Source organism: Actinokineospora baliensis (assembly GCF_016907695.1).
Classification (GTDB): domain Bacteria; phylum Actinomycetota; class Actinomycetes; order Mycobacteriales; family Pseudonocardiaceae; genus Actinokineospora; species Actinokineospora baliensis.
On sequence record NZ_JAFBCK010000001.1, the window covers coordinates 2,667,006 to 2,693,002 of the forward strand.

The window sequence follows — 25,997 nt, forward strand, 5'->3', positions numbered from 1 at the left end:
GATGACCGACCAAGCCCGACTGCGGGAGGCCCTGGCGACGGGGCCGTTCAGCCTCGCTTTGCGCTTGGCGTTGCGGGCCAGCGGGCTCAGCCTGGACCGGGTGCAGTACCGGCTGCGCGAGCGCGACGTCCCGATCAGCAAGACCGCGTTGAGCAACTGGCAGAGCGGCCGCACCCGTCCCGAGCGCCCGGAGTCGTTGCGCGCCTTGGCAGTCCTGGAGGACGTCCTCGGTCTGCCGGAGGCCGCGCTGTCGGCGTTGCTCGGCCCGCCGCGCCCCCGGGGCCGGTGGTTGACCAGGGCGCCGAACGACATGCGGGCCGACCAGGCCTGGGCCCGACCCGACGGTCTCCTGCGCACCCTCGACAGCCTCGGCACGACGTTGTCCGCCGTCGACCGCTTGTCCAAGGTGGCCTTGCAGATCACCGGCGACGTCGGACCCGACCGGGTGCTGCGCCGCATCGAACACCTCGTCGTCCTGCGCGCCGAACACGAGGGCGTCGACCGCTACACCGTCGCCTACCGCAGCGACCTCGGACCGCCCGAGATCACCGAGACCATGGGCTGCCGACCGGGACGCCGCCGCGGCGACCGGGAAACCGGGTTCTCCACCTTCGAGTTGCTGCTCGACCGCGGCCTGGCGGCCGGTGAGCTGGTCACCCTGCGGTACACGATCACGCCGGGCTCACCCGAGGTCTACCACTCGCAGCGGCTCGGCGCCTCGACCCGGGTGTTCGGGGTGCAGGTCCAGTTCCACGCGGAAGCATTGCCCGTCCGCGTGTACCGCCGCTTCCAGTCCTCCGTGAGCGAGACCGGCTCCGCGGAGGTCGACGTCCGACTCGGCACGACCCGCACCGCCCAGTACGCCGCGACCGACCCGCCGCCGGGGATCTACCGCATCGGCTGGGACTGGGACTAGCGACTAGCCCCGCGCCGCCGCGATCCGGTGCCGGATCGGCGCGTAGTGCGCCGCCACCGCCTTGGTGAAACCAGGCAGGTCTTCCGCGCGCGCCGCGTCGACGATCCCCCGGTGCAGCGCGACGGTGTCGTGCTCGTCGGTCGGCAGCCCGAGGTGCGGCGCGAGGGTGGTGTAGACGTCCCAGAAGGCGTCGGTGAACTGGCGCACCAGTTCGTTGCCCAGCGGGTGCACCAGCAGTGCGTGGAACGCCCGATCGGCGCCCACGGTGTCCTCGCCCCGGTCCATCCGGTCCACGAGCTCGTCGAGGCACGCGAGGTGCTCGCCGTCCAACGCGTCCAGGATGCGCTCGGCGTTGCCCCGCTCGAACAGCTCCCGGACCTCGACCAGCTCCGAGAGCACCGCGAACTCGTCGTCCGGGCTCAGCAGCCCGCGGAAGGTCAGCCCCTCCACCAGGGCGGACAGGCTGAGCTCGCCGACGTAGGTGCCGTGCCCGTGCCGGACCTCGACGATGTCGAGCGCGTCCAGGGTCTTGATCGCCTCGCGGACGCTGGAGCGGGAGGCGCCCAGCGCCGCGCACAGCTCGTTCTCCGTGGGCAGCGGGGCACCCGGGCGCAGGCGGTTGTCGAGGATGTAGCGCTTGATGCGCTCGCTGACCTCCTCGCGCAGCAGCGACCGGCCGACCCGTTCGTTGGACACCAACTCCGGCAACCCCTTCCCTCGACTGCGACACCCTCTCACGATCGGCGGTGCGCCCGCCCCACGGTCGCCGGGCGGTGGCAGGCCCACCGCCGGTGGCCCCCGGTTGGCCGGGGCGTGACCGGCGGGTGGCCGGTGCTGAATCGATTTTGACACCCGCTCCGGCCGGTCTGTAGCGTCGGAACCACGGTGCGCGCCAGTGTCGTCGTTCGCCCTGGGGAAGATCATCGACGATGCCGGAGAGAGTGACCATGAGCGTGCCGTTGAACCCGGTCGTGGCCGAGGTGACCGCCAGGATCGCCACCCGCAGCGCCGCGACCCGCTCCGCCTACCTCAGCCGCATGGCCGCCGCGGCGACCCCGCGGCCGATGCGCGCCGGTCTCGGCTGCAGCAACCTCGCGCACGGCTTCGCCGCCTGCGCGGGCCCGGACCGCTTGGCCGTCAAGGGCGCCAGCGTCCCCGGCGTGGCCATCGTGTCCGCCTACAACGACATGCTCTCGGCGCACCAGCCGTTCCTCGAGTTCCCCGCCTGGATCAAGGACGCCACCCGCCAGGCGGGCGGGGTCGCCCAGTTCGCGGGCGGCGTGCCCGCCATGTGCGACGGCATCACCCAGGGCAGGCCGGGCATGGAGCTGTCGCTGTTCAGCCGCGAGGTCATCGCCATGGCGACCGGCGTCGCCCTGGCCCACGACATGTTCGACGGCGCCCTGCTGCTCGGCGTCTGCGACAAGATCGTCCCCGGCCTGCTGATCGGCGCGCTGGCCTTCGGCCACCTGCCCACGATCCTGGTGCCAGCGGGCCCGATGGCCTCCGGTCTGCCCAACGCCGAGAAGGCCAGGGTCCGCCAGGCCTTCGCCGAGGGCAAGGCCTCCCGCGACGACCTGCTCGCCGCCGAGTCGGCCTCCTACCACTCGCCGGGCACCTGCACCTTCTACGGCACCGCGAACTCCAACCAGCTCGTCGTCGAGGTCATGGGCCTGCACCTGCCGGGGGCGAGCTTCATCCCCCCGGGCACCCCACTGCGCCGCGCGGTCACCGAGGCGGCCGCCCGCCGGGTCGTGGAGATCACCGCCCAGGGTGACCAGTACACCCCGATCGCCCAGGTCGTCGACGAGAAGTCGGTGGTCAACGGCGTGATCGCGCTGCTGGCCACCGGCGGGTCGACCAACCACACGCTGCACCTGGTCGCCATCGCCGCCGCTGCGGGCATCCAGCTCACCTGGGACGACTTCTCCGACCTGTCGGCCGCGGTGCCGCTGCTGACCAGGGTCTACCCCAACGGCACAGCCGACATCAACCACTTCGTCGCCGCAGGCGGCGTCCAGCTGCTCATCTCCGAGCTGCTCGACGCGGGCCTGCTGCACGCCGATGTGTCCACTGTGGCCGGACCGGGATTGGACCGGTACCGGCAGGAGCCGGTGCTCGACAACGGCGTCCTGCGCTGGCGGGACGGCCTGAGCCAGTCCGGTGACCTGGACGTGCTCAGGCCGTTCGCCGACCCGTTCGCCCCCGATGGTGGGCTGCGGATGCTCACGGGCAACCTCGGCCGCGCGGTGGTCAAGGTGTCGGCCGTGGCTGCGGAACACCGCGTCGTCGAGGCGCCCGCCAGGGTGTTCACCACCCAGGAGGCCGTCGTCGAGGCGTTCCGCGCAGGCGAACTGGACCGCGATGTGGTGATCGTGCTGCGCCAGCAGGGGCCGCGGGCGAACGGCATGCCGGAGCTGCACGGCCTCACCCCGTCGCTGAGCGCGGTGATGAGTCGGGGGTACCGCGTCGCCCTGGTCACCGACGGCCGGATGTCAGGCGCCTCCGGCAAGATCCCGGCCGCCATCCACTGCACCCCCGAGGCCGCCGCGGGCGGCCCCATCGCGCTCATCCACGACGGCGATCTGGTCCGCCTGGATGCCGAAGCGGGACGGGTCGACGTGCTGGTCGACGCCGATGTCCTGGCCGCGCGCCTCCCGGTTGACGCGCCACCGCTGGACTCCGAGTGGACCGGCACCGGCCGTGACCTCTTCGCCGCGCTCCGCAGGTCGGTGGGCCCCGCCGACCACGGTGCGAGCGTTTTCGGCCCGGCCTTCCCCGACCTGGTGCCCGCTTCGTAGGTTGTCTCGTTCCTGGTTGTCCCCTTTCCGGTCCTGCCCGCGGCTGCGCCCCACCGCGCGCCGTGGGGCGGGACCACTACCGTTCGTTCCGCCATTTGTCCGCGCACAGCAAAGGTACGACCGATCCAGGCGGGTCAAAGCGGGCACTTGTCGGCTGTGGATGGTCACAGGGGTTGTGGATAACTTCGGTGGGCCGGAACGGATGTGGAGTTCGACATGAGCTTGCTTGACCTGTCGCCGGTGGTGCCGGTCGTCGTCCTCGACGACGCGGCGGACGCCGTGCCGCTCGCGCTGGCACTGGTGCGGGGCGGGGTGCGGATCATCGAGGTCACCCTGCGCACCCCGGCCGCGCTGGAGTCGATCAAGCGGATCGCGGCGGAGGTGCCGGACGCCGTCGTGGGCGCGGGAACGGTGACCGCCCCGGAACACGCCGTAGCCGCCCAGGCCGCGGGTGCTCAGTTCCTCGTCACCCCCGGCACCACCGACCGCGTCCTGTCCGCCGCCGCGGACACCGGCCTGCCCGTCCTCCCCGGCGCCGCGACCGTCTCCGAGGCCATGCGGCTGGCCGAGGCGGGCTACACGGAGCTGAAGTTCTTCCCCGCCGAGGCCTCCGGAGGCATCGGGTTCCTCAAGTCGATCGCGGGTCCGCTGCCCGGCCTGCGCTTCTGCCCGACCGGCGGCATCAGCGCCGCCACCGCCCCCGGCTACCTCGCGCTGCCCAACGTCGGCTGCGTCGGCGGCAGCTGGCTCACCGCCGACCCGACCGACCTGGCGGGCGTCGAGCGGCTCGCGCTGGCGGCCGCCAGCCTCTAAATTGGTAGAGACCACTTGGTGGGCCGACTGCTACTCTTGCGCACAGCTGCATCATGGATGCTGTTAGCGCGCAGGTGTGAGCAGGAGGTTGGTCCATGTCGTTCGTCACCGCGGAGATCGCGGGCCAGCCCGCGTGTTGGGAACGGGCGGTCGGCCAGCCGATCGCGCCGGGGGAGCGGGTCGCGGTCGTCGGCTGCGGCACGTCCTGGTTCATCGCTATGGCCTACGCGGCGTTGCGTCAGGCCACCGGCCAATGGACCGACGCGTTCCCCGCGTCCGAGGCTCTTGTCGACCGCGGCTATGACCGGGTTGTCGCCATCACGCGTTCCGGCACCACGACCGAGGTGATCGACCTCTTAGCGCGAGCAGCGGTACCGACCACTGTGATCACAGGCGTGGCTGGGTCACCGGCGACCCAGCACGCTACTGAGACTGTGCTGCTCGCCTACGCAGACGAACGTTCCGTAGTGCAGACCCAGTTCGCCACTACGGCTCTGGCCTACCTGCGGACCTCTCTAGGCGAAGATCTCACTCAAGCGATCGCCGATGCGCGCACTGTCTTGGACCAAGACCTGGGCGACCTCGCTTCCGCTGAGCAGTTCACCTTCCTCGGTCAGGGGTGGACGGTCGGGCTGGCTCACGAGGCCGCTCTTAAGCTGCGCGAAGCGGCTGGCCTGTGGACCGAGTCTTACCCCGCCATGGAGTACCGGCACGGCCCGATCAGCATCGCTCAACCCGGGCGCGTCACGTGGGTCTTAGGCCAAGCGCCCCACGGGCTGCGAAAAGATGTGGAAAGCACCGGCGCGCAGTACCTCGACAGCGGCACACTCGACCCCATGGCGCACTTAGTGCTCGCTCAACGCGTCGCCGTCGCGGCAGCGCTGCGGCGCGGGCTCGACCCGGACCAGCCGCGCAACCTCACCCGTTCCGTCATCCTCGGCGCCTGACATGCCCCTGGTCCCCACCGCCGCCATCCTCGACGCAGCCGCCGGGCACGGCGTCGGCGCGTTCAACGTGATCCAGATCGAGCACGCCCAAGCCGCCGTCGCGGGTGCCGAGGCAGCCGGAGCCGCGGTGGTGCTGCAGATCAGCGAGAACTGCGTCCGCTACCACGGCGACCTCGAACCGATCACCGCCGCGACGCTCGCTGTGGCGCGCAGGGCGGCCGTTCCGGTGGCCGTCCACCTGGACCACATCGAGACCGCCGAGTTGGTCGACGAGGGCCTCCGCCTGGGCGTCGGCTCGATCATGTTCGACGCGTCCGCGCTGCCGTACGACTCGAACGTGGAGCGGACCGCGGCCGTGGTCCGCCGCTGCCACGACGCGGGCGTCCTGGTGGAGGCTGAACTGGGGGAGATCGGCGGCAAGGACGGCGTCCACGCCCCCGGCGCGCGCACGGACCCCGGCGAGGCGGCCGACTTCGTCGCGGCGACCGGGGTCGACGCGCTGGCCGTCGCGGTCGGGACCTCGCACGCCATGCTGACCAGGGACGCGCGCCTGGACCTCGACCTGATCGCCGCCATCCGCGCCGCGGTCCCGGTCCCGCTGGTGCTGCACGGGTCCTCTGGCGTCCCGGACGACTCGCTCGCCGCCGCCGTGCGCGCGGGCATCACCAAGGTCAACATCGCCACCCACCTCAACGCCGTGTTCACCGCGGCGGTGCGGGCCGGGTTGGTCGACGCGTCCCTCGTGGACACCAGGAAGTACCTCGGACCGGCCCGCGCCGCGGTCGCCGTCGAGGTGGCCAGGCTGCTGGGCGTGCTGCGCGCGATCCCGGCGTGGAAGATCGGGACACCGGCATGATCCTCACCGTCACCGCCAACCCCGCGCTCGACGTCAGCTACAGCGTCGACCGGCTGCGCCCCGGCCAGACCCACCGCATCGGCGCGGTCTTCGAACGCGCGGGCGGCAAGGGCTTCAACGTCAGCCGGGTTCTGCACGACCAAGGCATCTCAACTCGCGCTCTAGGCCCGGTCGGCGGCATCTTGGGCGATTCGCTGCGCGCCGATCTTTTGGACGCGGGTCTCCCGCACGACCTGCTCCCGGTCGCCGCCGCCACGCGCATGACCATCGCGGTCCTCGCGGACGAGGCCACGATGTTCAACGAGCCCGGCGGGCCCTTGTCGGCATTCGACTGGTCACGGCTTCAGGACCTCGTCGATTCCTACCTGCCTCGCACCGAGGTCCTTGTCTGTTCTGGGAGTTTGCCTCTTGACGCTCCCGAGTCCTCTTACGCGGACTTCGTTACCTTGGCCGCCTCGCACGGGGTTCCTACTGTCGTTGATGTAGGCGGGGCTCCTCTTCGCGCCGCTGCGGAGGCGGGCGTGGCCATAGTCAAGCCGAACGCGGAGGAACTGGCTGCGGCGGTGGGGGAGGGCGATCCTCTTATTGGAGCGCGGTCGCTTCATTCTCTTGGCGCAAGAGCAGTGGTCGTGTCTCTTGGCGCTGACGGTCTCCTCGCGGTTACCTCCGAGGGTGAGTGGCGCGCGACCCTGCCCGATCCCGTCGTGGGCAACCCCACGGGCGCGGGAGACGCCGCTGTGGCCGCCCTGGCCGACGGTCTTCGCCGCGACCTCCCGTGGCCCGACCGGCTCCGGCTGGCGGTCACCTGGGCGGGCGCGGCGGTGGCGGCCCCGGTGGCGGGCAGCGTTGACCACGACGTGCTGGCGGAGTTGTTCGACCAGGTGACCGTCGCCGCGCTCTAGATCAACTGGATCAAGCGCCCCCGATTCACAGCCTAGAGACGAGGTACGACAGAACGGACTGGCTGGCTGGCGCCCGGTGAGAGCCCCTCACCCTAGTGGCACGACCCAGAATGTCGACCATGTCTCGACCCGCCCACGACGCGCCTGGCGGCGTTGCCGAAACGACCGAGTACGCCCAGTACGAGGCCGTTCCGGCGCCTTGCCAGCCACGCCGTGGACGGGCCGATACACGGCCAACATTCTGGGTCGCACCACTAGCATGCGCACGAAAGGCGGTGGCCTCCATGTCCGACGCTCCCGGAGACGAGCCCGACTACCGGTTCACCCTCGCCAACGAGCGCACTTTCCTCGCCTGGGTCCGTACCGCACTCGCGTTGGTCGCCGGTGGGGTGGCTGTCTGGCAGTACCTCCCCGACATGGGCCTACCGGTGCTGCGATCGGCTATAGGCATCGGCTTGGTCGTCCTTGGCACGGTCTTGGCGGGTCTTAGTCATCACCGCTGGCGGATCACGCAGCGGGCCATGCGACTGGGGCTGCCGTTGCCCGCGGGGCCGCAGGTGCCACTTGTGGCGGTCGGGGTCACCGCAGTGGCCGTCGCGGTGCTCGTGTTGGTTGTGGTCGGTCGGTGACCACTCAGGACCGGGGGCTGCAGTCCGAGCGGACGCGGTTGGCCTGGGGGCGGACCGCGTTGGCCTGTGCTGCGGTCGGGGCCTTGTTGCTGCACGGAGCCGAGGGAGCGGTGGGGCTGGCCGCGGGAGCGGTGACCTTGCTGTGCGCGGTGGCGATGGTCCTGTGTGGAGCGCGCCGCTACGGCGGGGTCCAGGATCTGCCCTGGTGGGTGGGGGTACTGGCCGTCACCCCGGGTTTGGTGGCCGCGGTCGCGCTCGTGCTGAGGTGACCCGGGGCCGGTGCGGCACCACCGGCCCCGGGTTCGCACTCGCTCGGACCCGCCCCACCGCAGGAGGGGGGCGGAGGGCCTCGACGCGGATCCGTGAGCCTGGTGCTCGGGGCAGTATCCGCCGCTGCCCGGCGGGCGGTCCAGCCCTACCGGTCGGTAGTCGAACGGCGCAGCGCGGGCACGCACGGTGTAGTTCACCCGGTGTGGGCTCACTCGATGGTGGCACAGTCCGCTCGCGCGGGGTGCGCCGAAACCAAATGTGCGTAACGTGACAGCAATCGGGGAAACCCCAGGTCAGCGCGCTGTCACCGACAGGGCCTCCACACGGGACGGGGGAACGGCATGGACGGTGTCGCCTACCAGCGCGCACTCGGTCGCGAGTTGCAGCAGCTGCGCATGCGACGCAGGTGGACGCGCGCCCAGTTGGTGCAACGACTGCCCAACGAACTCTCCGCGCAGGCGCTGGCCTCCTACGAGACCGGCACCCGGTCCTGCACCGTTGTCCGGTTCGTCCAGTTGTGCACCGCGCTGGAAGCCTCGCCGCACGACCTGCTGGAGCGGGTGCACGACCAGGTCAGCCACGAGGAGTACCCGGCGTCGCTGAAGGTCGACCTGACCGAGTTGGCCACCGACCCCCGGCCCGAGCTCGCCCCGGCCCGGCGGTGGGCGGCCACCGAGGTCGCCAGACACGCGGCCAGCACCCGCGACCTCGACATCGGCGCCCTCGAGTCGCTGGCCGCCCTGTGTGGACTGTCCACAGTCGAGCTCGTCAGGATGCTGCGCTCCGGCGGCAAGGTCGAGCAGGAGCAGGTCCAGTAGCAGACTGGGCCCCGTGGAACTGCGCATCGGGGTCATCGGGTTCGGACTGCGGTCGACGTTGATCGACTACGCCCACCGGCCGGGCGGCGGAAGCCGGGTGGTCGCCGTGTGCGACCCCCGACCGGCGCGCCGGTCCGAGGCCGCGAGGCGGTACGGGGCCGCCACCTGCGCCACCGCGGCGGAACTGCTGCGGCACGAGCTCGATGCCGTGTTCGTGCTCTCCCCCGACCACCTGCACGCCGAACACGCCGTCGCCGTGCTGGAGTCCGGGCGGGCGGCGTACGTGGAGAAGCCGCTGGCCACCACCGTCGAGGACTGCGACCGGATCCTGGCTGCGGCCGTGCGCACCGGCAGCAGGCTCTACGTCGGCCACAACATGCGGCACATGCCCGTTGTCACCGCCATGCGCGATCTGATCGCCGAGGGGGCCGTCGGGCGGGTCACGGCGATCTGGTGCAGGCACTTCGTCGGGCACGGCGGGGACTACTACTTCAAGGACTGGCACGCCGAACGCGCCAAGGGCACCGGCCTGCTGCTGCAGAAGGGCGCCCACGACATCGACGTCATCCACTGGCTGGCGGGCGGGTACTCGCGCACCGTCTCCGCCATGGGCGCGCTGACCGTCTACGGCGACATTGCCGACAGGCGAACGGAGTCCGACTACAAGGCGGCCTTCGACTACGACACCTGGCCGCCCGCCGCGCACACCGGGCTCAACCCGGTGGTGGACGTCGAAGACCTGTCCATGGTCACCATGGCGCTCGACAACGGCGTCTTCGCCACTTATCAGCAGTGCCATTACACGCCGGACTACTGGCGGAACTACACCGTGATCGGTACAGAAGGCAGGGTGGAGAACTTCGGCGACGGTCCCGGGGCGCTCGTGCGGGTGTGGAACCGGCGCCACCGCGGATACGCCGCCGAGGGCGACCTGGTGCGCCCGATCGTCGAATCCGACGCCCGGGAAGCGGGCCACGGCGGCGCGGACCCGGCGATTGTCGCCGAATTCGTCCGCTTCGCCCACGCCGGTGGACCAACCGCCACCTCGCCCGTCGCCGCCCGCAACGCCGTGGCCACCGCCTGTGCCGCAACGGATTCGCTGCGTGCCGGGGGCGCGCTCGCCGAGGTGCCCCGGTTGGCCGACGGGCTGAGCGGGTACTTCGAGGCAAATGCGGACCCAGGTCCAAGCGGAAACGTTGCCTGCGGTCCGCGACCGTGACCGGATCGGCACGCAGCGTTCCGGTTTACGGCCTTTACCGGGGCCCGAGGTGGTGATTTTCCGCCAACTACCGTGATCTATAGCGGCTAAAGCGTTACGCGTGGTTTCCGAGTTGTGACAATTCGTTGCCCGTCGTCCGGCGTGAGCGTGATCGCAACCGGGCCGTCGCGCTGGATTTTTCTCCCGTACACCCGTGAACCAGACGATTCGCACTACACGTCGGGGTGTACCAGTTTGATGGGAGAAACCCGATGGCGATCGCCCGCTTCCAGATCTACAGATCCGCCGACGACGCGGTGACGTGGCGGTTCCTCTCCGCCAACAACCGCAGCCTCGGTCAGGCGGCTGACCGCTTCGTCGACGCCGACGCCTGTTCCCGCGCACTGCTGGAACTGCGCACCCGGCTCACCGAGATGTCCGCCACAACGGCGCGGGAGACCCCTTCGCAGTTGTGGTCGTGGCGGGTTCGCCTGGCGGGAACCGATCTCGCGGTGTCCAGCCGCAAGTACCACCGCCGGGTGCAGGCCCAGTACGCGTGCCGCAGTTTTCTCGGCTTGGTCGCCAACTCCACGGTCGCGGACCTCCCGCGAGTGGTGCATTTCTGATGCTTCCATCCGCCTATTCCAGGCGCAGCCATTCGGCCCATGCCTGCAGCGGAAAGCAAACCCGTTCGTTCGTTGTTCACACCGGCATCCGGCCTCGGTCAACTGGTCCGGCTTGGCTTGCGCGCGTAACGCAACCGTGGATCCGGAGCAACCCCAGATGACCCAGTTGATGAGCGCGCCCGACCCGGTCGCCGCCGGTCGACCGGACGTGCCGCGCAGGCGGGTGTCCCCGCCGGGCGGGATGGACCGGGTCTTCCGGGCGGTGCTGCGCGGCGCGGGGCTCACCGTGCTGGCGCTGATGGTGACCGTCGGCGTCTTCCTGCTCATCCGCGGGCTCAGCGCCTTCTCCGTCGCCGGGTTCGGCTTCTTCACCACCGAGACCTGGCAGCCGGACTCCAAGAACTTCGGCATCGCCGCGGTGCTGGTGGGCACGCTGCTGATCGCCTCGGTCGCCCTGGTGGTCGCCTTCCCGCTGGCGCTGGGCATGTCGCTCTACATCTCCGAGTACGCGCCGCGGCGGCTCAAGCGGGCGCTCACCAGCATGATCGACCTGATGGCCGCGGTGCCCAGCGTGGTCTACGGCCTGTTCGGGTCGACCCTGCTGCAGTGGGAGGGCACCGACATCCCGCGCTGGTTGTCCATCCAGTTCGGCTGGATCCCGTTCCTGTCGGTGCCCGAGGCCGATCCGGACAACCCGCTCTCGCCCAACGGGGTCTACATGACCTCGACCTTCTGGGCCGGTCTCGTCGTCGGGTTCATGATCATGCCGTTCATCTGCTCGGTGATGCGCGAGTCGTTCACCCAGGCGCCGCAGGGCGAGCGCGAGGGCGCCTACGCGCTGGGATCCACCCGCTGGGGCATGATCCGCAGCGTCGTGCTGCCCTTCGGCCGCTCCGGCATGATCGGCGGCACCATGCTCGGCCTCGGCCGGGCGCTCGGCGAGACGATCGCCGTCGCGATGATCATCTCGCCGGTCTTCGTCATCCAGCCGCACATCCTCGGCTCCGGCGCCAACTCGGTGTCCGCGCTGATCGCCCAGCAGTGGGGCTCGGCGAGCCCCTTCGGCCTCGGCGCGCTGATGGCGGCGGGCCTGGCCCTGTTCACGCTCACCCTGGTGGTCAACTTCGCCGCCTCCGCGGTGATCGCCCGCAGTCGATCCGGCCAGGGGAGTGACGCCTGATGTCCACTGTGGAAGCCCAGCCCGTGCCCGCGTACCCGCAACCGACCCAGCGGGTGCCGCAGCCCGTCCCCGGTCGCCACCGCGCGCCCCTGGCGCCCGAGGTCCGCCGCGACACCCGCTCCATCCGCCGCGCCGACATCGTCGCGCTGATCGGCGCGCTGGTGGCCGCGGTGGCGCTGACCGGGGTGCTCTTCGACCAGATCGCCCCGTTCTCCGGCGTGGTCGGCTTCGTCGCCATCGCCTACCCGCTGTTCCTGGGGATCTACGCGCTGCTGGTGTCGCTGGAGGAGAGCGCGCTGACGGTGCGCGACAAGCTGGTCTCCGCGCTGGTGCACAGCATCGCCGTGCTGGCCGTCGCGGCGCTGATCGTGATCATCGCATACCCCGTGGTCAAGGGCTGGCCCGCGCTGACCCACCTCAACTTCTTCACCGAGGACATGGCCGACGCGGGCACCCTGGACCCGCTGGAGTTCGGCGGGATCCTGCACGCCATCGTCGGCACGCTCGAGCAGATCAGCATCGCGCTGGTGGTCACCGTCCCGCTCGGACTGGCCACCGCGGTGTTCCTCAACGAGACCAGGGGCGTGTTCACCCGGCTGGTGCGCACCGTCGTCGAGGCGATGACCGCGCTGCCCTCGATCGTGGCCGGTCTGTTCATCTACGCCTCGCTGATCCTGCTGCTGGGCTTCCAGCGCTCCGGGTTCGCCGCGGGCTGCGCGATCAGCATCATGATGCTGCCGATCATGATCCGCGCCGCCGACGTGGTGCTGCGGTTGGTGCCCAGTTCGCTGCGCGAGGCCTCGCTGGCCCTGGGCGCGGGCCAGTTGCGCACGGTGTGGCACGTGGTGCTGCCGACCGCGCGCTCCGGTCTGACCACCAGCGTCCTGCTGGCCACCGCGCGCGGTGTCGGCGAGACCTCGCCGGTGCTCATCGCCGCGGGCTTCACCCCGTACCTCAACGCCAACCCGTTCGTCGACGCGCAGGTCTCCCTGCCGCTGGCCACCTACCAGATGGTGGCCTCGTCCGAGGAGACCATGCAGACCCGCGCGTTCGGCGCCGCCTCGGTGCTGATCCTGCTGGTGCTCATCCTGTTCGTCCTCGCCCGGGTGCTCGGCGGGCGCGAGGCGGGCGCCCTGTCGGCCGGTCAGCAGCGCCGCAGGGCCAAGGCGTCGGTGCGCGACCGCGAGCGGTTCATCGCCGCGGCCAACCACCGCCCCGGTTCCGGTTCCCCCCTCCCCGACCCGCAGCAAGGAGCTCAGTCATGACCCCCCAGGGACGCGCGCGCGGGGTCGGCCTGCTGGCCGCCCTCGTCGTGCTCGCCGCCGCCGTGGTCGGGTTCGCCCCGACCGCCGCCGCCCAGGGCTACGTGCCGATCAGCGGATCGGGGTCGACCTGGAGCTTCAACGCGCTCGACCAGTGGCGCAAGAACGTCCAGCAGTTCGGCATCCGGGTCAACTTCTCCGGCACCGGCTCCACCGACGGCCGCAACCAGTTCAAGGCCGGTCAGGTGGACTTCGCGGTGTCGGAGATCCCCTACGGCCTGACCGACGCCGGGGTCCGCGACGTGCCGCCGCCGGACGGCAAGTTCGCCTACATGCCGATCGTCGCCGGTGGCACCTCGCTGATGTACAACCTCAACATCGCGGGCAAGCGGGTGACCAACCTGCGGCTCTCCGGCGACACGGTCACCAAGATCTTCACCCGCAAGATCACCATGTGGAACGACGCGGCGATCGCGGCCGACAACCCGGCGCTGACCCTGCCCGCCCGCCAGATCGTGCCGGTGGTGCGCAGCGACGGCTCCGGCTCGACCGCGCAGTTCACCAGCTACCTCGCCGACCAGCACGGCGCGGACTGGGACGAGTTCTGCCACAAGGCGGGCCGCGTCCAGACCCCGTGCGGTTTCACCTCCGCCTTCCCCTCCTACCAGGGGATCGTCGGCCAGGTCGGCTCGATCGGCGTGGCCAACTACGTGCGGCAGGCGCAGAGCGACGGCGCCATCACCTACGTCGAGTACTCCTACGCCAAGAACGCCGGGTTCCCGGTCGCCAAGCTGCTCAACAAGAGCGGCTTCTACATCGGTCCGACCGCCCAGGCCGTCGCCGTCGGGTTGCTCAAGGCCGAGATCGACCCCAACGACCTGACCCAGAAGCTGCAGGGCGTCTACAACTCGACCGACGACCGCACCTACCCGATGTCGAGCTACAGCTACATGATCCTGCCCACCGCCATCAAGGGCACCTTCAACGAGCTCAAGGGCAAGACGCTCTCGGACTTCTCGTACTACTTCCTGTGCGAGGGCCAGCAGCAGGCCGAGCGGCTGGGGTTCTCGCCGCTGCCGATCAACCTGGTGCAGGCCGGGCTCAAGCAGGTGGAGCGGATCCCCGGCTCGACAAAGAAGCCGACCGACATCAGCAAGTGCAACAACCCGACCTTCTCCACCAACGGCACCAACACCCTCGCCCAGACCGCGCCGCACCCGCAGGAGTGCGACAAGAAGGGCTCGACGGTCCAGTGCGACGCCACCGGCAAGGCGACGTCGAAGAAGGGCACCACCACCAAGACCACCGGCGCCGCCAAGCCCGGTGAGACCGCCCCCGGCGCCGGGGAAACCCCGGGGACCGACCCGGGTGCGACCGGCACCGAGGGCGACGGGGCCGCGACGGGGGACACCGGCGAGGGGGAGAGCACCGAGGGCGGCCTGTCCGCCGTCCCGGTCTCGGTGGACCTGCCGCAGGACGACGGCACGTTGCTCGTCGTGGTCGCCGCCGTGCTGATGGTCGTGCTCGTCGCGGGTCCGCCGCTGGTGGCCCGGCTGATGCGGGGCAAGGGGGGATCATGATCAACGATCGGGTGCGGGGCCTGCTGCTGGTGGTCCTGCTGCTGGCCACCGGCGGGGTGCTGCTGGTACCGAGCGCGGCCACCGCGGCGGTGCCCGAGACCTCGGCGGTGACGGTGCGCGGCGCTGGCGAGTTCGCGAGCACGCAGTTCACCGTCGCCCAGACCAGGGGGCTGATCAACCAGACCGTCCACCTGAGCTGGTCGGGTGCCGCCCCGACCGACTCCGGCCGCGGCTACAACTACCTGCAGATCATGCAGTGCTGGGGCGACGACGCGACCGGACCGCGGCGCGAGCAGTGCCAGTACGGCACGCCGCTGCAGGGCTCCTACAACTCCGACGCGCTGTGGTCGCGCTCGCTGCCGGTGAAGCCAGCCAAGCTGCCCAACGGCGAGGACCCCGCGCCCGACGGCAGGCTCATCGACCCGCTCGAGACCACGCCGATACAGACCGAGAAGCCCGGCGCGGCGACCTACCTGCCGTTCGTCCCGGTGCCTGCCTCCGGCCCGCCAACCACCTCCAGCGAGCCGGGCTACGGCCTGTACTTCGACGCCAGCACCACCAACGAGGTGCAGGTCGGGGTCACCCGCGAGGACGGCAAGGGCGACCTCGACTTCGAGGTCCAGACCACCCTGGAGGCGCCGGGCCTGGACTGCGGCCGGGTCCGCACCAGCGGCGCCGACGCGGGCAAGGCGCGCAACTGCTGGCTGGTCGTGGTGCCGCGCGGCACCAAGGAGGTCAACGGCAAGAGCGTCGTCGTGCCGACCGACCAGGGCGGGCACATCCACGGCTACCTCGACTCGTCCCCGCTGAGCCAGAGCAACTGGGACAAGCGGCTGCCGCCGATCCGCCTCGACTTCGAGCCCGTCGGCGACGCCTGCCCGCTGGGCAAGGCCGAGCGCGCGCTCAGCGGCAACGAGTTCGTCGCCGACGCGGTGCAGCGCTGGCAGCCCGCGCTGTGCGCCAACAACGGCCCGGTGTTCGGGTTCGTCCAGGTGCCCGACCGCCAGGCCCGCGACCTGCTCGGCGGCGAGGACCCCGGCATGGTCTTCCTGGCCAAGCCCGCCGCCAAGGGATCGATGATCGACGACCGGGCGCTGGTGTACGCGCCGGTGTCGGTCTCGGCCTACACGGTGGCGTTCATCATGGAGCGCCAACCGAAGATCGACGCCCCGGACAGCATCAGGGTCAAGGACGGCCAGCCGATCGACGAGCTCAAGCTCACCCCCCGGCTGGTGGCCAAGCTGCTCACCCAGTCCTACTCGGCCGCGGTCCCCGGGCTGCCGGACTACCTCAAGGACAACCCGACCCGGCTCAGCCAGGACGAGGAGTTCCTCCAGCTCAACCCCGAGTTCCGCGACCACGCCTCGCTGAGCATGCTCACCGTGGACGCGTTGGCGTCCTCCGTGGACATGGACGCGACCGAGTCGCTGTGGGAGTGGATCCTCGCCGACGCCGAGGCGAAGGCCTGGCTGGGCGGCACCCCCGACCAGTACGGGATGAAGGTCAACAAGAACTTCATCGGGCTGCCGATGCCCGCGCAGAACTTCCCCAAGGCCGACCTGACCTGCATCCAGCAGAAGATCCTGAACATGATCGCCGAGCTGTGCGCGGGCACCAGGCGGCCGCTGGCCACCGACCTGCACGAGGCGGGCCGCGCGGTCAACCGCGGCGACAGCCTCGGCCGCGAGCCCAACGGCCAGCGCGACCCGCTCGACCAGAACAAGCCCGCCTTCTCCAGGGTCGGCCGCTCGGTGGTCGGCAAGCGCGCGATGCTGGCCGTGGTCGACACCGCGACCGCCAAGCGCTACGGCCTCACCACGGCCAAGCTGCGCAACGCGGCCGGGCAGTTCGTCGCCCCCACCGACGAGACGGTCCTCGCGGGCGTCGCCGAGATGACCGCGACCGACACCCCCGGGGTGAAGGTCACCAACCCCAAGGCGACCGCCGCCAACGCCTACCCGCTGCCCGCGCTCACCTACGCGGCCACCGCGCCGTCGATGCTGACCAAGGACTCGGGCAAGGACTACGCGAGTTTCCTGCGCTACGTCAGCACCCTGGGCCAGGCCAGCGGCGAGGGCGTCGGCAAGCTCCCGGCCGGGTACGTCCCGCTGCCGCAGTCGATGCGCGAGCAGACCGAGGCCAACGCGAAGGTGATCGAGCGCGACGCGGGCATCAAGCCCCCCGTCGTTGCCGAGCCGGTCGAGCCGCAGGACAGCGCCACCGAGGACGAGACCCCGGCGGAGGTCCCCGCGCCCGAGCCCGCTCCGCAGCCCGCCCCCGCGCCCGCCCCGGCCACCACCCCGGCTCCGGTGCAGAGCACCCCGGTCGCCCAGAGCAAGACGACCCAGGCCACCCCGGTCGCATGGGTGTTGCGCTACCTGCTGGCCGGACTGCTCGTCGCCGGTGGTCTCGCCACCGCCGCGGGCCCCGTGCTGACCCGGCTCGGCACGCGGGCGAGGATTCGATGACCCCTGCCCGCACGCACGGCGCCGCAGGTATGCCCCACCGGGGCGGCGCTGCCGAAGGCCCCGTTGTCCGCGCGGTGTGTAGTCCGACCGTCACTGTCCAGACAGGACAGTCTGTTGCGAACGCCCTGTTCGCCGTCCGGTCATGTACCGGTGCCGGGACCGACAACTTCGCCGCGATACACCCGGTGAGCGGTACTTCCGGCGGCGGGTCCGAGCCGCTGGGACGCCCGCGCGACGGGTCGGACGAGGGGGTGATGCGCCCGACCGGCCTGTGAGGGGGAGTCGCCACTCCCCGCCACAGACCGGACGGACAGATGCGTGGCCCGGTGGTCACGGCGTGGACCAGCCCACCGGGGGCGTGCTCGGACAACCAGTCCGCGCACCACTGCGAAGAAAAGGATACAGGTAGTGAGCAAGAAGCAGCGTTTGATCGTTGTGGCCTCCGCCGCGCTCGCCCTGGCGGGCGTGTTCGCCGGTACCGCCCAGGCGGACCCGACCGGTGCGCCGACCTACCGCGAGCTGGCCGGTACCGGCTCCGACACCACCCAGACGGTGATGAACGGCCTCGCCGACGCCATCACCATCAACGGCACCAAGGTGCTCGGTTCGTACGACGCCCGCGGCACCGCCCAGATCACGACGAAGGACGGCATCCCCGCCTGCACCTTCAACCGCCCGGAGAACTCCGGCGGTGGCGTGGCCGCCCTGAAGAACAGCATGACCACCGGTGACGGTTGCGTCCAGTTCGCGCGCTCCTCCTCGAACTCGGCGGCCGCCAACGCGGACATGAAGTTCATCCCGTTCGCGATCGACGCGCTGACCTACGCGGTCCGCAGCGACAGCGCGGTGCCCAAGAAGCTGACCAAGGCCCAGCTGACCGCGATCTACACCTGCACCAACACCGCGTTCAAGCCGCTGGCCCCGCAGTTCGGTTCCGGCACCCGCGCGTTCTTCATCCGCTCGGTCATGCCGACCGGCACCGTCGACTCGACGAACCTGTTCGGCACCAACGGCCAGTACTCCTGCGTCAACGACAAGGACGCGGCCAACGAGCCGATCCAGGAGCACGTCGGCACCTACCTGACCGACACCCGCCACCTGCTGCCCTACTCGATCGCGGTCTACAACTCGCAGGTCTACGGCAACGCCCCGGCCGCCCAGGGCAAGGCTGTTCTCGGCACCGTCGACAACATCCAGCCGACCAACCTGAACACCTCCTCGGTGTTCAAGCGCGACGTCTACAACGTGATCCCGGCCAACAAGCTCGAGGTCGCCCCGTACAACACCGTGTTCGTCGGCGCCAACTCGGCGATCTGCACCCGCGGCGACGTCATCACCCGCTACGGCTTCGGTGTCGCGCCCAACTGCGGCGTCCCGGTCCAGTAGTCCTCCCCCTCTTCTTCGCGCTACCTGATCACGGAAGGTTTGCACAACAGTGCGTACGAACGTCTTCACCCGCAGGCTGGTCGGCGGGGCCATCGCCTTCGCGGCAGCGACCGCTGCCACCCTCGGCGCGGCGGGCATCGCCGCCGCGGCGGCGCCCCCCGGAAACCTGGGCACCCTGAGCATCAACAAGACCTCCGGTCTTGACACCGACGCCCCCACCTTCACCACGTCCGCGGGCTGCACCCCGGACTCCGACGGCTACAGCCTGTTCGTCTACGGGCCGGGTGCGTGGGACGCGGGCTTCACCGCGACCCCCGTCACCGACGTCGGCTTCTCGCAGAGCGGCGGCTTCCCGATCGTCCAGGGCCTGTCCTTCAAGGACATCGCGGTGGACAACGCCACCACGATCGTCCCGGGCAAGTACACCGTCGCCGCCTACTGCGTCGACCAGTTCGCCGCCGAGAACAAGGGCGCGTTCACCCGCGACATCTGGTTCACCTCCGCCACCGCGTGGCGCGACAGCGACCCGGCCGTGCAGAACCCCAGCACCACCGCGCTCTCGGTCACCCCGGCCGCCCCGGTCGTCTCGGGCACCAACGTGACCCTGACCGCCAACGTCACCCCGGCCACCGCCGCGGGCACCGTCCAGTTCAAGGACGGCGCAGGCGACCTCGGTGCCCCGGTGACCGTGGTCGGCGGTGTCGCGACCCTCTCCACCACCGCGCTGCCCACCGGTGCGCGTTCGCTGACCGCCTCCTTCTCGGGCGCGGGCTACGTCACCTCCACCTCGTCGGCCGTGACCTACCAGGTCAACGCCCCCGCGGCCGTCTCCACCACGACCGCCCTCGCGGTCACCCCGAGCGGTACCGCCGCCGCGTACTCGCCCGTCACCCTCTCCGCCACCGTGAACCCGGGTGCGGCCGCCGGTGCGGTGCAGTTCTTCGACGGTGCCAACGCCCTGGGCAACCCGGTCGCCGTGTCCGCCGGTGCGGCCTCGCTGACCACCTCCACCCTCGCGGTGGGCGCGCACAACTTCACCGCGCGCTTCGTCCCCACCAACGCCGCCGCCTACGAGCCCTCGGTCTCGCTGGGCGTCGCCCTCGAGGTCACCCCGTTCGCCGGTGTGACCGCGTCGCAGAACATCACCACCACCGTGCTCGCCGGTGAGCTGCTCATCAGCGTCGCCAACCAGAACGTGGTCCTGCCCTCCCCGGTCATGGCCGCCGACGGTTCGCTGCTGACCACCGCTGGCTCGCTCAACCCGATCAAGGTCACCGACACCCGCGCGGGCAACCCGGGCTGGAACGTCTCCGGCCAGGTGTCCGACTTCGTCAACGGCGCCAACTCCATCAACGGCGCGAACCTGGGCTGGACCCCGAAGCTCGTCGACAAGTCCGCCCCCCAGGTGATCGCCGTCGGTGCGCAGGTCAACCCGGCCAACGCCATCGCCCCGGGTGCCACCGCGCCCAACGGCCTCGGCCTGGCCGCCGCCCGCGTTCTCGCCACCGCCGCCGCCCTCGGCGGCAACGGCACCGCGAACCTGTCGGCCGACCTCGCCCTCAACGTCCCCACCTCCACCGTGGCGGGCACCTACTCGGCGCTGCTGACCCTCACCGCCATCTGAGGTAAGCCCGAGACCGGCTGATCGACCTCGATCGAGCCAGTGGGGCGGACCGGGCCAGGTACCCGGTCCGCCCCACACCCCTTGACCCTCTACTAAGGACTGACCATGAAGCGGATCTGGCGCCGTGCGGTGCTCTCCGGTCTGCTGGCGCTGCTGGGCACCGGGCTGACCGGACTGGTCCCGGCGCACGCCACCACCGCCGCCGCGGCAGCACCCGCCACCTTCGGCGTGCGCCCGGCGACCGCCCAGGCGCCGGACAACCGCCCGAACTTCAGCTACAGCGCGACACCCGGCGCGGTCGTGGTCGACCACGTCGCGGTGTCGAACGTGTCCAACGACCCGCTCTCGCTCAAGCTCTACCCCAACGACGCGTTCAACACCCCCGACGGCGGATTCGACCTGCTGGCTTCCAATGCCAAGTCGGTCGACGTCGGCGCCTGGGTCACCGTGGACTCCGGCCAGGTCGAGGTCCCCGGTCGCACCACCAAGATCGTGCCGTTCCGGCTGAGCATCCCGCAGAACGCCACCCCCGGCGACCACGTCGGCGGCATCGTGGCCGCGCTGGTCACGGAGGCCACCAACGCCGAGGGGCAGCGGGTCGCCGTCGAGCAGCGCGTGGGCGCCCGGGTGTACCTGCGCGTCTCCGGTGACCTCATGCCCAAGCTGAGCATCGAGGACCTCTCCGCCGACTACGAGCACTCGCTGTTCGGCCGCGGCGACACCGTCGTCGAGTACACCGTGCGCAACTCCGGCAACGTCCGCCTCGGCGGCAAGCAGACGGTCACCGTCGAGACCCCCTGGGGCTCCGGGACCGCCGCGCAGAACCTGGCGGACCTGCCGGAACTGCTGCCCGGCAACACCTTCCGCGTGCGCACCGTCGTGTCCGGCGTGCTGCCCGCGGGCTGGCTCGACGCGCTGGTGCACATCGATCCGGTCGCGCCGCCAGGCCCGCAGCCCCAGGCGCAGGCGGTCGACGCGAGCGTCACCGCCGTCGCCGTTCCGTGGCTGCTGCTCATCCTCGTGCTCCTGGTCGTCGCACTGGTGCTGTTCCTGTTGTGGCGCAGGCGCCAACGCCGCGCGCGGCCCGTGGTCGAGCCGGAACCGCTGCCGGAGGTGGAACATGCGGTCTAGTCGCGTCCTGTTCGCCGCGCTCGTCGCGGTGGTACTCGGGTTGTTCCTGCCGGGCACGGCGTCGGCGGAGCGCATCGGCGGGCTGCTGGTCACCCCCGGCGAGAGCGTCGACCAGGTCCCCGTGCGGCTCAAGACCGAGAAGGGCTGCCCGCAGGGCGCCACCGGCTACATCGCGACCATGAAGGGCCACGGCCTGGACAACGTCGTCGTGGTGCCGACCTCGGACGTGCTGATGTCGCACGACAAGGAGTTCATGGTCCCGGTCGCCAACACCTTCAGCGACTACGCCAAGGACAACAACACCACGCTGCAGGGCCGCTACGAGATCACGCTCAGCTGCGTCGACGCGTTCTCCCAGCAGAACTTCGGCGACTTCACCGCCTCGATCGACATCCCGGCCGCCGGGCGCTACGCGGCCGTCGGCGCGGCCAAGGGCCCGGCGCGCAACACCGACCCGATCGTCCCGCCGGAGCTCGGGCTGGGTGCCGAGGAGCCCGGCGCCGCACCCGCGCCGCAGGCCGGTGACCCGGGGCAGCAGCCCTCCGACGTCGCGCAGCCGGGGGCCGCCCCTGCCGACGTCGCCGAGCCCGACCGCTCCGGGTCGAGCTCCAACACCTTCCTCTACCTGGGTGGTGGCGTGGCGGTGCTGGTCGTGGCAGCGGCCATCGGCGCCCGAATCCGCAGGCGGGGACCCGCGACCACCACCGAGTCCGAAACCGAGTGACGCCGAACCCGGCCGCAGCTCACGAACTGGAGGCAGTGAACTCATGCGTAAGCGCCAACTGATCGCGGCAGGCGCGGCGGTCCTCACCACGGCCGCGGTGGGCATCGTGCTCGCCGCGGGCACCAGCCAGGCCGAACCGCCCGCGGCGACCTTAGGGACGCTGACCGTCAGCAAGCAGCTCGGTCTGGACACCGACGCGCCGACCTGGACGACCGAGGGCCCGTGCACCCCGGACTCCGACGGCTACACGCTGTGGATCTACGGGCCGGGCGGGTTCGCCAAGGGCCTGGTCGGTTCCCCGATCTCGGACGTCGGCTTCTCCACCACCGACCCGATCAGCGTCACCCAGGGCCTGACCTTCAAGGACATCGCGCTGGAGAACAGCACCACGATCCAGGCGGGCGAGTTCACTGCGGTCGTGTTCTGCCGCGACGGCTTCGGCGGCGTCGACACCGGCACGTTCACCAAGAAGTTCTACTTCGTCGACCCGACGCACTGGCAGGTGCGCAACCCGGCGGACCCCACCACCACGTCGTCGACCACCACCACCACCACGACCATCCCGCCGACCACCACGTCGACCACCACCGTGGTGCCGACGACCACGACCACGACGGTCGAGCCGACCACGACGACCACCACGGTCGAGCCGACCACGACGACGACCACGGTCGAGCCCACGACGACGACCACGACCGTCGAGCCGACCACCACCACGACCACGGTCGAGCCCACCACCACCACCACCACCACGACCACGACCGTCGAGCCGACGACCACCACGACGACCGTCGCGCCCACGACGACGACCACCACGGTGCAGCCGACGACGACCACCACCACCACGGTCAAGCCGACGACGACCACCACCACGACCACGACGGTCAAGCCGACGACCACCACGACCACGGGTGGGGCGACCACCACGACCCCGTCCGGCCCGGTCCGGCTCGGCGCGCTGACCCCCAGCAAGACCAGCGGAGCCGCCAACGAGACCCCGCCGACCTACTTCACCGACGGCCCGTGCCCGAAGTCGACCAAGGAATACCTGATCAACGTCAAGGGCCCGGGTGACTGGCTCAAGGGCTTCCCCGGCGCGGTCGCCACCGAGACCGACATGTCCATGAGCGACCCCTTCACCGGCACCCAGACCTGGGGCTTCGCCGACATCGCCAAGGACAACAACGTCACCATCGCGCCGGGCACCTACACCGTCGAACTGCGCTGCGTCGACGCCTTCGGCCAGCTCGACCTCGGCTGGTACGACGTCAAGCTGGAGTTCTTCGCCGCGGCGGACGGGGTGCGCTGGAAGCTCGCGCCGGGCACCGGCACGACGACCACCAACCCGTCGTCCACCACGACCACCCTGCCCGGCGGTGGCACCACCACCACGACCGCGCCCGGTGGCGGCACCACCACGACCACCGACCCCGCCCCGCAGGGCAGCTCCGGCACCAGCGGCACCGGTGGCCTCGCCAGCACCGGTGCGTCCGTGGGCCTCAGCCTGCTTGCCGGTACCGCGCTGATCGGGTTCGGCGCCCTCGCGCTCGTCGCCGCCCGTCGTCGTCGCGCCGCCGGTGCGCCCAGCGAGTGGCCGACCGAGAGCTGATGACCGCCGACCGGTGCGCGCCGCGGGGTGACCCGCGGCGCGCACCGGCCGCCCGAGAGAGGACACCAGGGTGACCATGCTCGACACACCCCCGCCTGCCCCGCCGCCACCGGGCCTGCCGCCATCGGGCCTGCCGGAGCTGGGCCTGCTGGAAGGGAAGTACCGGCCGGAACGGCCCGCACTGCTGCTGGCCGGGCAGATGGTGGCCATCCTCGGCGCGGTGCTGCTGTGCTTCGTCGCCCAGCTCGTCTTCCTCGGCGCGCTCAAGCACGAGCGCGACCAGAACTCCGCCTACAACGCCCTGCGCACCGACCTGGCCAAGGCGACCGCGCCGGTGTCCGGGCTGACCGAGGACGGCAGGCTGCTCGACAGCGGCACCCCGGTCGCGATCATCGAGATCCCGCGGCTGCGGCTGCAGGAGGTCGTCCTCGAGGGCACCTCCGCGCGCACCCTGAAGTCCGGGCCGGGGCACGTGCGCAACACGCCGCTGCCCGGCCAGTCCGGCACGAGCCTGATCTACGGCCGCAAGGCGGCATACGGCGGACCGTTCGCCCAGATCGACAAGCTGCGCCAGGGCGACGAGATCGTGGTCACCACCGGCCAGGGCGAGCACCGCTACATGGTGCAGGGCGTGCGCCGCGTCAACGACAAGGAGCGGGTCGCCCCCGCTGGCGAGGGGCGGCTGACCCTGGCCACCGCGGACGGGTCCTACTTCCTGCCGACCGACGTCATCCGGGTCGACGCCAAGCTGGTGTCGGAGGTGCAGGCCAAGACCAGGCAGCTGCCCGCGTTCGCGGTGCCCGACAACGAGCGCGCCATGGTCGGCGACCGCTCCGCGCTGGTACCGGTCGCGCTGTGGACGCTGATCCTCGCCGCCGCGGGGGTCGGCGCGGTGTACGTGCGCCAGCGGGTCGGCCGGTGGCAGGCCTGGGTGATCGGGGTGCCGGTGGTCGGCGCCGTCGCGCTCACCCTCGCCGACCACACCGCCGCCCTGCTGCCCAACCTGATGTGACCGGAGAGGACCCCCGAATGACCAGCGTGATGACCAGCCCCCTGCCCGTGCCCGGCGCCGAGCGGGCCAGCATCGACGCGCGCGAGGTGTCCGCCTGGTTCGGCGACCGCAAGGTCCTCGACCGGGTGTCGCTGCTGATGCCCGGCGGGTCGGTGACCGCGCTGATCGGCCCCTCCGGCTGCGGCAAGTCGACGTTCCTGCGCACCCTCAACCGGATGCACGAGCTGATCCCCGGCGCCTCGCTGGCGGGCGAGGTCCTGCTCTCCGGGGTCGACATCTACGACCCGGGCCGCAAGCTCACCGACGCCCGCAAGCAGATCGGGATGGTGTTCCAGAAGCCCAACCCGTTCCCGGCGATGTCCATCTACGACAACGTGATCGCGGGCCTGAAGCTGACCGGGCTCAAGGTCGCCCGCTCCGAGCGCGACGACCTGGTCGAGCAGTGCCTGACCAAGGCGGGCCTGTGGGTCGAGGTCCGCGACCGGCTCCGCCAGCCGGGTGGCGCGCTCTCCGGCGGGCAGCAGCAGCGGCTGTGCATCGCCCGCTCGCTCGCGGTGCGGCCCAAGGTGCTGCTCATGGACGAGCCGTGCTCGGCGCTGGACCCGACCTCGACCAGGCGCATCGAGCAGACGATCGCCGAGCTCGGCCACGAGGTGACGATCATCATCGTGACGCACAACATGCAGCAGGCGGCCCGGGTTTCGCAGCAGTGCGCGTTCTTCCTCGCCGAGCAGGGCACCCCGGGTGTGATCGTCGAGGCAGGGCCGACGCAGCAGATCTTCACCTCGCCCAACGACCAGCGCACCTCCGACTACGTCAACGGCCGGTTCGGCTGATCAACCCGATCGTGGGGTCGTCGCGGGCCGGTCGGCGCGGGTAGCGTGGGTGTCCGGCACGGTTCGCGGTGGGGGTGTGGTGGATCTTCGGTTGGACCCGGCTCCGGCCCCCGGGGTGGTGCTGGTCGCGATCGGCGGCGAGGTGGACCTGGTCGCGGCGGGCATCCTGGAGCGGTTCCTGCTCGGTGCGGTCGCCGAGCAGCGCAGCAGCAAACCGGGCCTGATCGTCGACCTGTCGGACGCGCAGTTCTTCGGCTGCGCGGGCCTCAACGCCCTGCTGGCCGCCCAGCGCAGGCTCGAGCGCACGGGCGGCTGGCTGCGCTTGGTCGACGTCTCCGCCGCGGTGTCGCGCGTGCTCGACGCCAACGGCATGAACACCCACCTCAAAGTCACCACCTCCGGAGCCTGA

At 71.0% G+C, this 25,997-nt stretch carries 24 protein-coding genes; 23 read left to right on the forward strand and 1 reads right to left on the reverse strand.

The genetic code is table 11. The features are described 5' to 3' along the window. The first annotated feature begins 1 nt into the window (after position 1). On the forward strand, positions 2-916 hold the full coding sequence (locus tag JOD54_RS12765) for a hypothetical protein (protein WP_204450742.1): 915 nt from the start codon (positions 2-4) through the stop codon (positions 914-916). Between the two features lie 3 nt (positions 917-919). Here the strand turns inward: JOD54_RS12765 and JOD54_RS12770 are convergent, their stop codons facing one another. Further along, complete coding sequence (locus JOD54_RS12770; RefSeq protein ID WP_204450743.1) at positions 920-1,612, reverse strand: FadR/GntR family transcriptional regulator; 693 nt, start codon at positions 1,610-1,612, stop codon at positions 920-922. A gap of 251 nt (positions 1,613-1,863) precedes the next feature. Here JOD54_RS12770 and edd point away from each other — a divergent pair, with 251 nt between their 5' ends. The 22 genes from edd (at position 1,864) to JOD54_RS12880 (ending at position 25,997) form a co-directional block, all read left to right on the forward strand. Then, entirely contained in the window at positions 1,864-3,717 is a 1,854-nt protein-coding gene (gene edd, locus JOD54_RS12775) for a phosphogluconate dehydratase (protein WP_204450744.1), read from the forward strand. 216 nt (positions 3,718-3,933) lie between these two features. Further along, positions 3,934-4,530 carry a bifunctional 4-hydroxy-2-oxoglutarate aldolase/2-dehydro-3-deoxy-phosphogluconate aldolase gene (gene eda / locus JOD54_RS12780; protein ID WP_204450745.1) on the forward strand — a complete coding sequence of 199 codons (597 nt, stop codon included), beginning with the start codon at positions 3,934-3,936 and terminating at the stop codon, positions 4,528-4,530. Between the two features lie 95 nt (positions 4,531-4,625). After that, positions 4,626-5,477, forward strand: coding sequence for an SIS domain-containing protein (locus JOD54_RS12785; RefSeq protein WP_204450746.1), 852 nt, complete (start codon positions 4,626-4,628; stop codon positions 5,475-5,477). A 1-nt stretch (position 5,478) separates the two neighbouring features. Further along, positions 5,479-6,333: a class II fructose-bisphosphate aldolase gene (locus tag JOD54_RS12790; RefSeq protein WP_204450747.1), complete on the forward strand. Its 855-nt coding sequence runs from the start codon at positions 5,479-5,481 to the stop codon at positions 6,331-6,333. Then, positions 6,309-7,235 (forward strand): 1-phosphofructokinase family hexose kinase, encoded by a 927-nt coding sequence (locus JOD54_RS12795; protein ID WP_307859978.1) that lies wholly within the window; start codon positions 6,309-6,311, stop codon positions 7,233-7,235. The genes JOD54_RS12790 and JOD54_RS12795 overlap by 25 nt, the downstream gene beginning before the upstream one ends. Before the next feature lie 284 nt (positions 7,236-7,519). Next, the gene (locus tag JOD54_RS12800) at positions 7,520-7,864 is read left to right on the forward strand and encodes a YidH family protein (RefSeq protein WP_204450748.1); all 345 of its coding nucleotides are present in this window, start codon (positions 7,520-7,522) and stop codon (positions 7,862-7,864) included. Then, positions 7,861-8,133, forward strand: coding sequence for a DUF202 domain-containing protein (locus tag JOD54_RS12805; RefSeq protein ID WP_204450749.1), 273 nt, complete (start codon positions 7,861-7,863; stop codon positions 8,131-8,133). Before JOD54_RS12800 ends, JOD54_RS12805 begins: the two co-directional genes overlap by 4 nt. Positions 8,134-8,475: 342 nt before the next feature. Continuing rightward, positions 8,476-8,952, forward strand: a complete 477-nt coding sequence (locus JOD54_RS12810; RefSeq protein ID WP_204450750.1) for a helix-turn-helix domain-containing protein — start codon at positions 8,476-8,478, stop codon at positions 8,950-8,952. A gap of 13 nt (positions 8,953-8,965) precedes the next feature. Then, positions 8,966-10,171 carry a Gfo/Idh/MocA family protein gene (locus tag JOD54_RS12815; protein WP_307859979.1) on the forward strand — a complete coding sequence of 402 codons (1,206 nt, stop codon included), beginning with the start codon at positions 8,966-8,968 and terminating at the stop codon, positions 10,169-10,171. Between the two features lie 251 nt (positions 10,172-10,422). Beyond that, entirely contained in the window at positions 10,423-10,776 is a 354-nt protein-coding gene (locus tag JOD54_RS12820; RefSeq protein ID WP_204450751.1) for a hypothetical protein, read from the forward strand. 157 nt (positions 10,777-10,933) lie between these two features. After that, complete coding sequence (gene pstC, locus JOD54_RS12825; protein WP_204450752.1) at positions 10,934-11,956, forward strand: phosphate ABC transporter permease subunit PstC; 1,023 nt, start codon at positions 10,934-10,936, stop codon at positions 11,954-11,956. Continuing rightward, the gene (gene pstA, locus JOD54_RS12830) at positions 11,956-13,221 is read left to right on the forward strand and encodes a phosphate ABC transporter permease PstA (RefSeq protein ID WP_204450753.1); all 1,266 of its coding nucleotides are present in this window, start codon (positions 11,956-11,958) and stop codon (positions 13,219-13,221) included. The genes pstC and pstA overlap by 1 nt, the downstream gene beginning before the upstream one ends. Continuing rightward, the gene (gene pstS / locus JOD54_RS12835; RefSeq protein WP_204450754.1) at positions 13,218-14,798 is read left to right on the forward strand and encodes a phosphate ABC transporter substrate-binding protein PstS; all 1,581 of its coding nucleotides are present in this window, start codon (positions 13,218-13,220) and stop codon (positions 14,796-14,798) included. Before pstA ends, pstS begins: the two co-directional genes overlap by 4 nt. Further along, on the forward strand, positions 14,795-17,266 hold the full coding sequence (locus JOD54_RS12840) for a hypothetical protein (RefSeq protein ID WP_239573364.1): 2,472 nt from the start codon (positions 14,795-14,797) through the stop codon (positions 17,264-17,266). The genes pstS and JOD54_RS12840 overlap by 4 nt, the downstream gene beginning before the upstream one ends. A 408-nt stretch (positions 17,267-17,674) precedes the next feature. Further along, entirely contained in the window at positions 17,675-18,652 is a 978-nt protein-coding gene (locus tag JOD54_RS12845; RefSeq protein WP_204450755.1) for a substrate-binding domain-containing protein, read from the forward strand. Between the two features lie 49 nt (positions 18,653-18,701). Beyond that, positions 18,702-20,276, forward strand: coding sequence for an Ig-like domain-containing protein (locus JOD54_RS12850; protein ID WP_204450756.1), 1,575 nt, complete (start codon positions 18,702-18,704; stop codon positions 20,274-20,276). Between the two features lie 105 nt (positions 20,277-20,381). Beyond that, on the forward strand, positions 20,382-21,407 hold the full coding sequence (locus JOD54_RS12855; protein ID WP_204450757.1) for a WxL protein peptidoglycan domain-containing protein: 1,026 nt from the start codon (positions 20,382-20,384) through the stop codon (positions 21,405-21,407). Further along, positions 21,397-22,131, forward strand: a complete 735-nt coding sequence (locus JOD54_RS12860) for a hypothetical protein (RefSeq protein WP_204450758.1) — start codon at positions 21,397-21,399, stop codon at positions 22,129-22,131. The genes JOD54_RS12855 and JOD54_RS12860 overlap by 11 nt, the downstream gene beginning before the upstream one ends. 43 nt (positions 22,132-22,174) lie before the next feature. Beyond that, positions 22,175-23,740: a hypothetical protein gene (locus JOD54_RS12865; protein WP_204450759.1), complete on the forward strand. Its 1,566-nt coding sequence runs from the start codon at positions 22,175-22,177 to the stop codon at positions 23,738-23,740. Between the two features lie 76 nt (positions 23,741-23,816). After that, on the forward strand, positions 23,817-24,752 hold the full coding sequence (locus tag JOD54_RS12870) for a sortase (RefSeq protein ID WP_204456246.1): 936 nt from the start codon (positions 23,817-23,819) through the stop codon (positions 24,750-24,752). Between the two features lie 29 nt (positions 24,753-24,781). Next, positions 24,782-25,588 (forward strand): phosphate ABC transporter ATP-binding protein, encoded by an 807-nt coding sequence (locus tag JOD54_RS12875; RefSeq protein WP_372440401.1) that lies wholly within the window; start codon positions 24,782-24,784, stop codon positions 25,586-25,588. 79 nt (positions 25,589-25,667) lie between these two features. After that, entirely contained in the window at positions 25,668-25,997 is a 330-nt protein-coding gene (locus tag JOD54_RS12880; RefSeq protein WP_204450761.1) for an STAS domain-containing protein, read from the forward strand.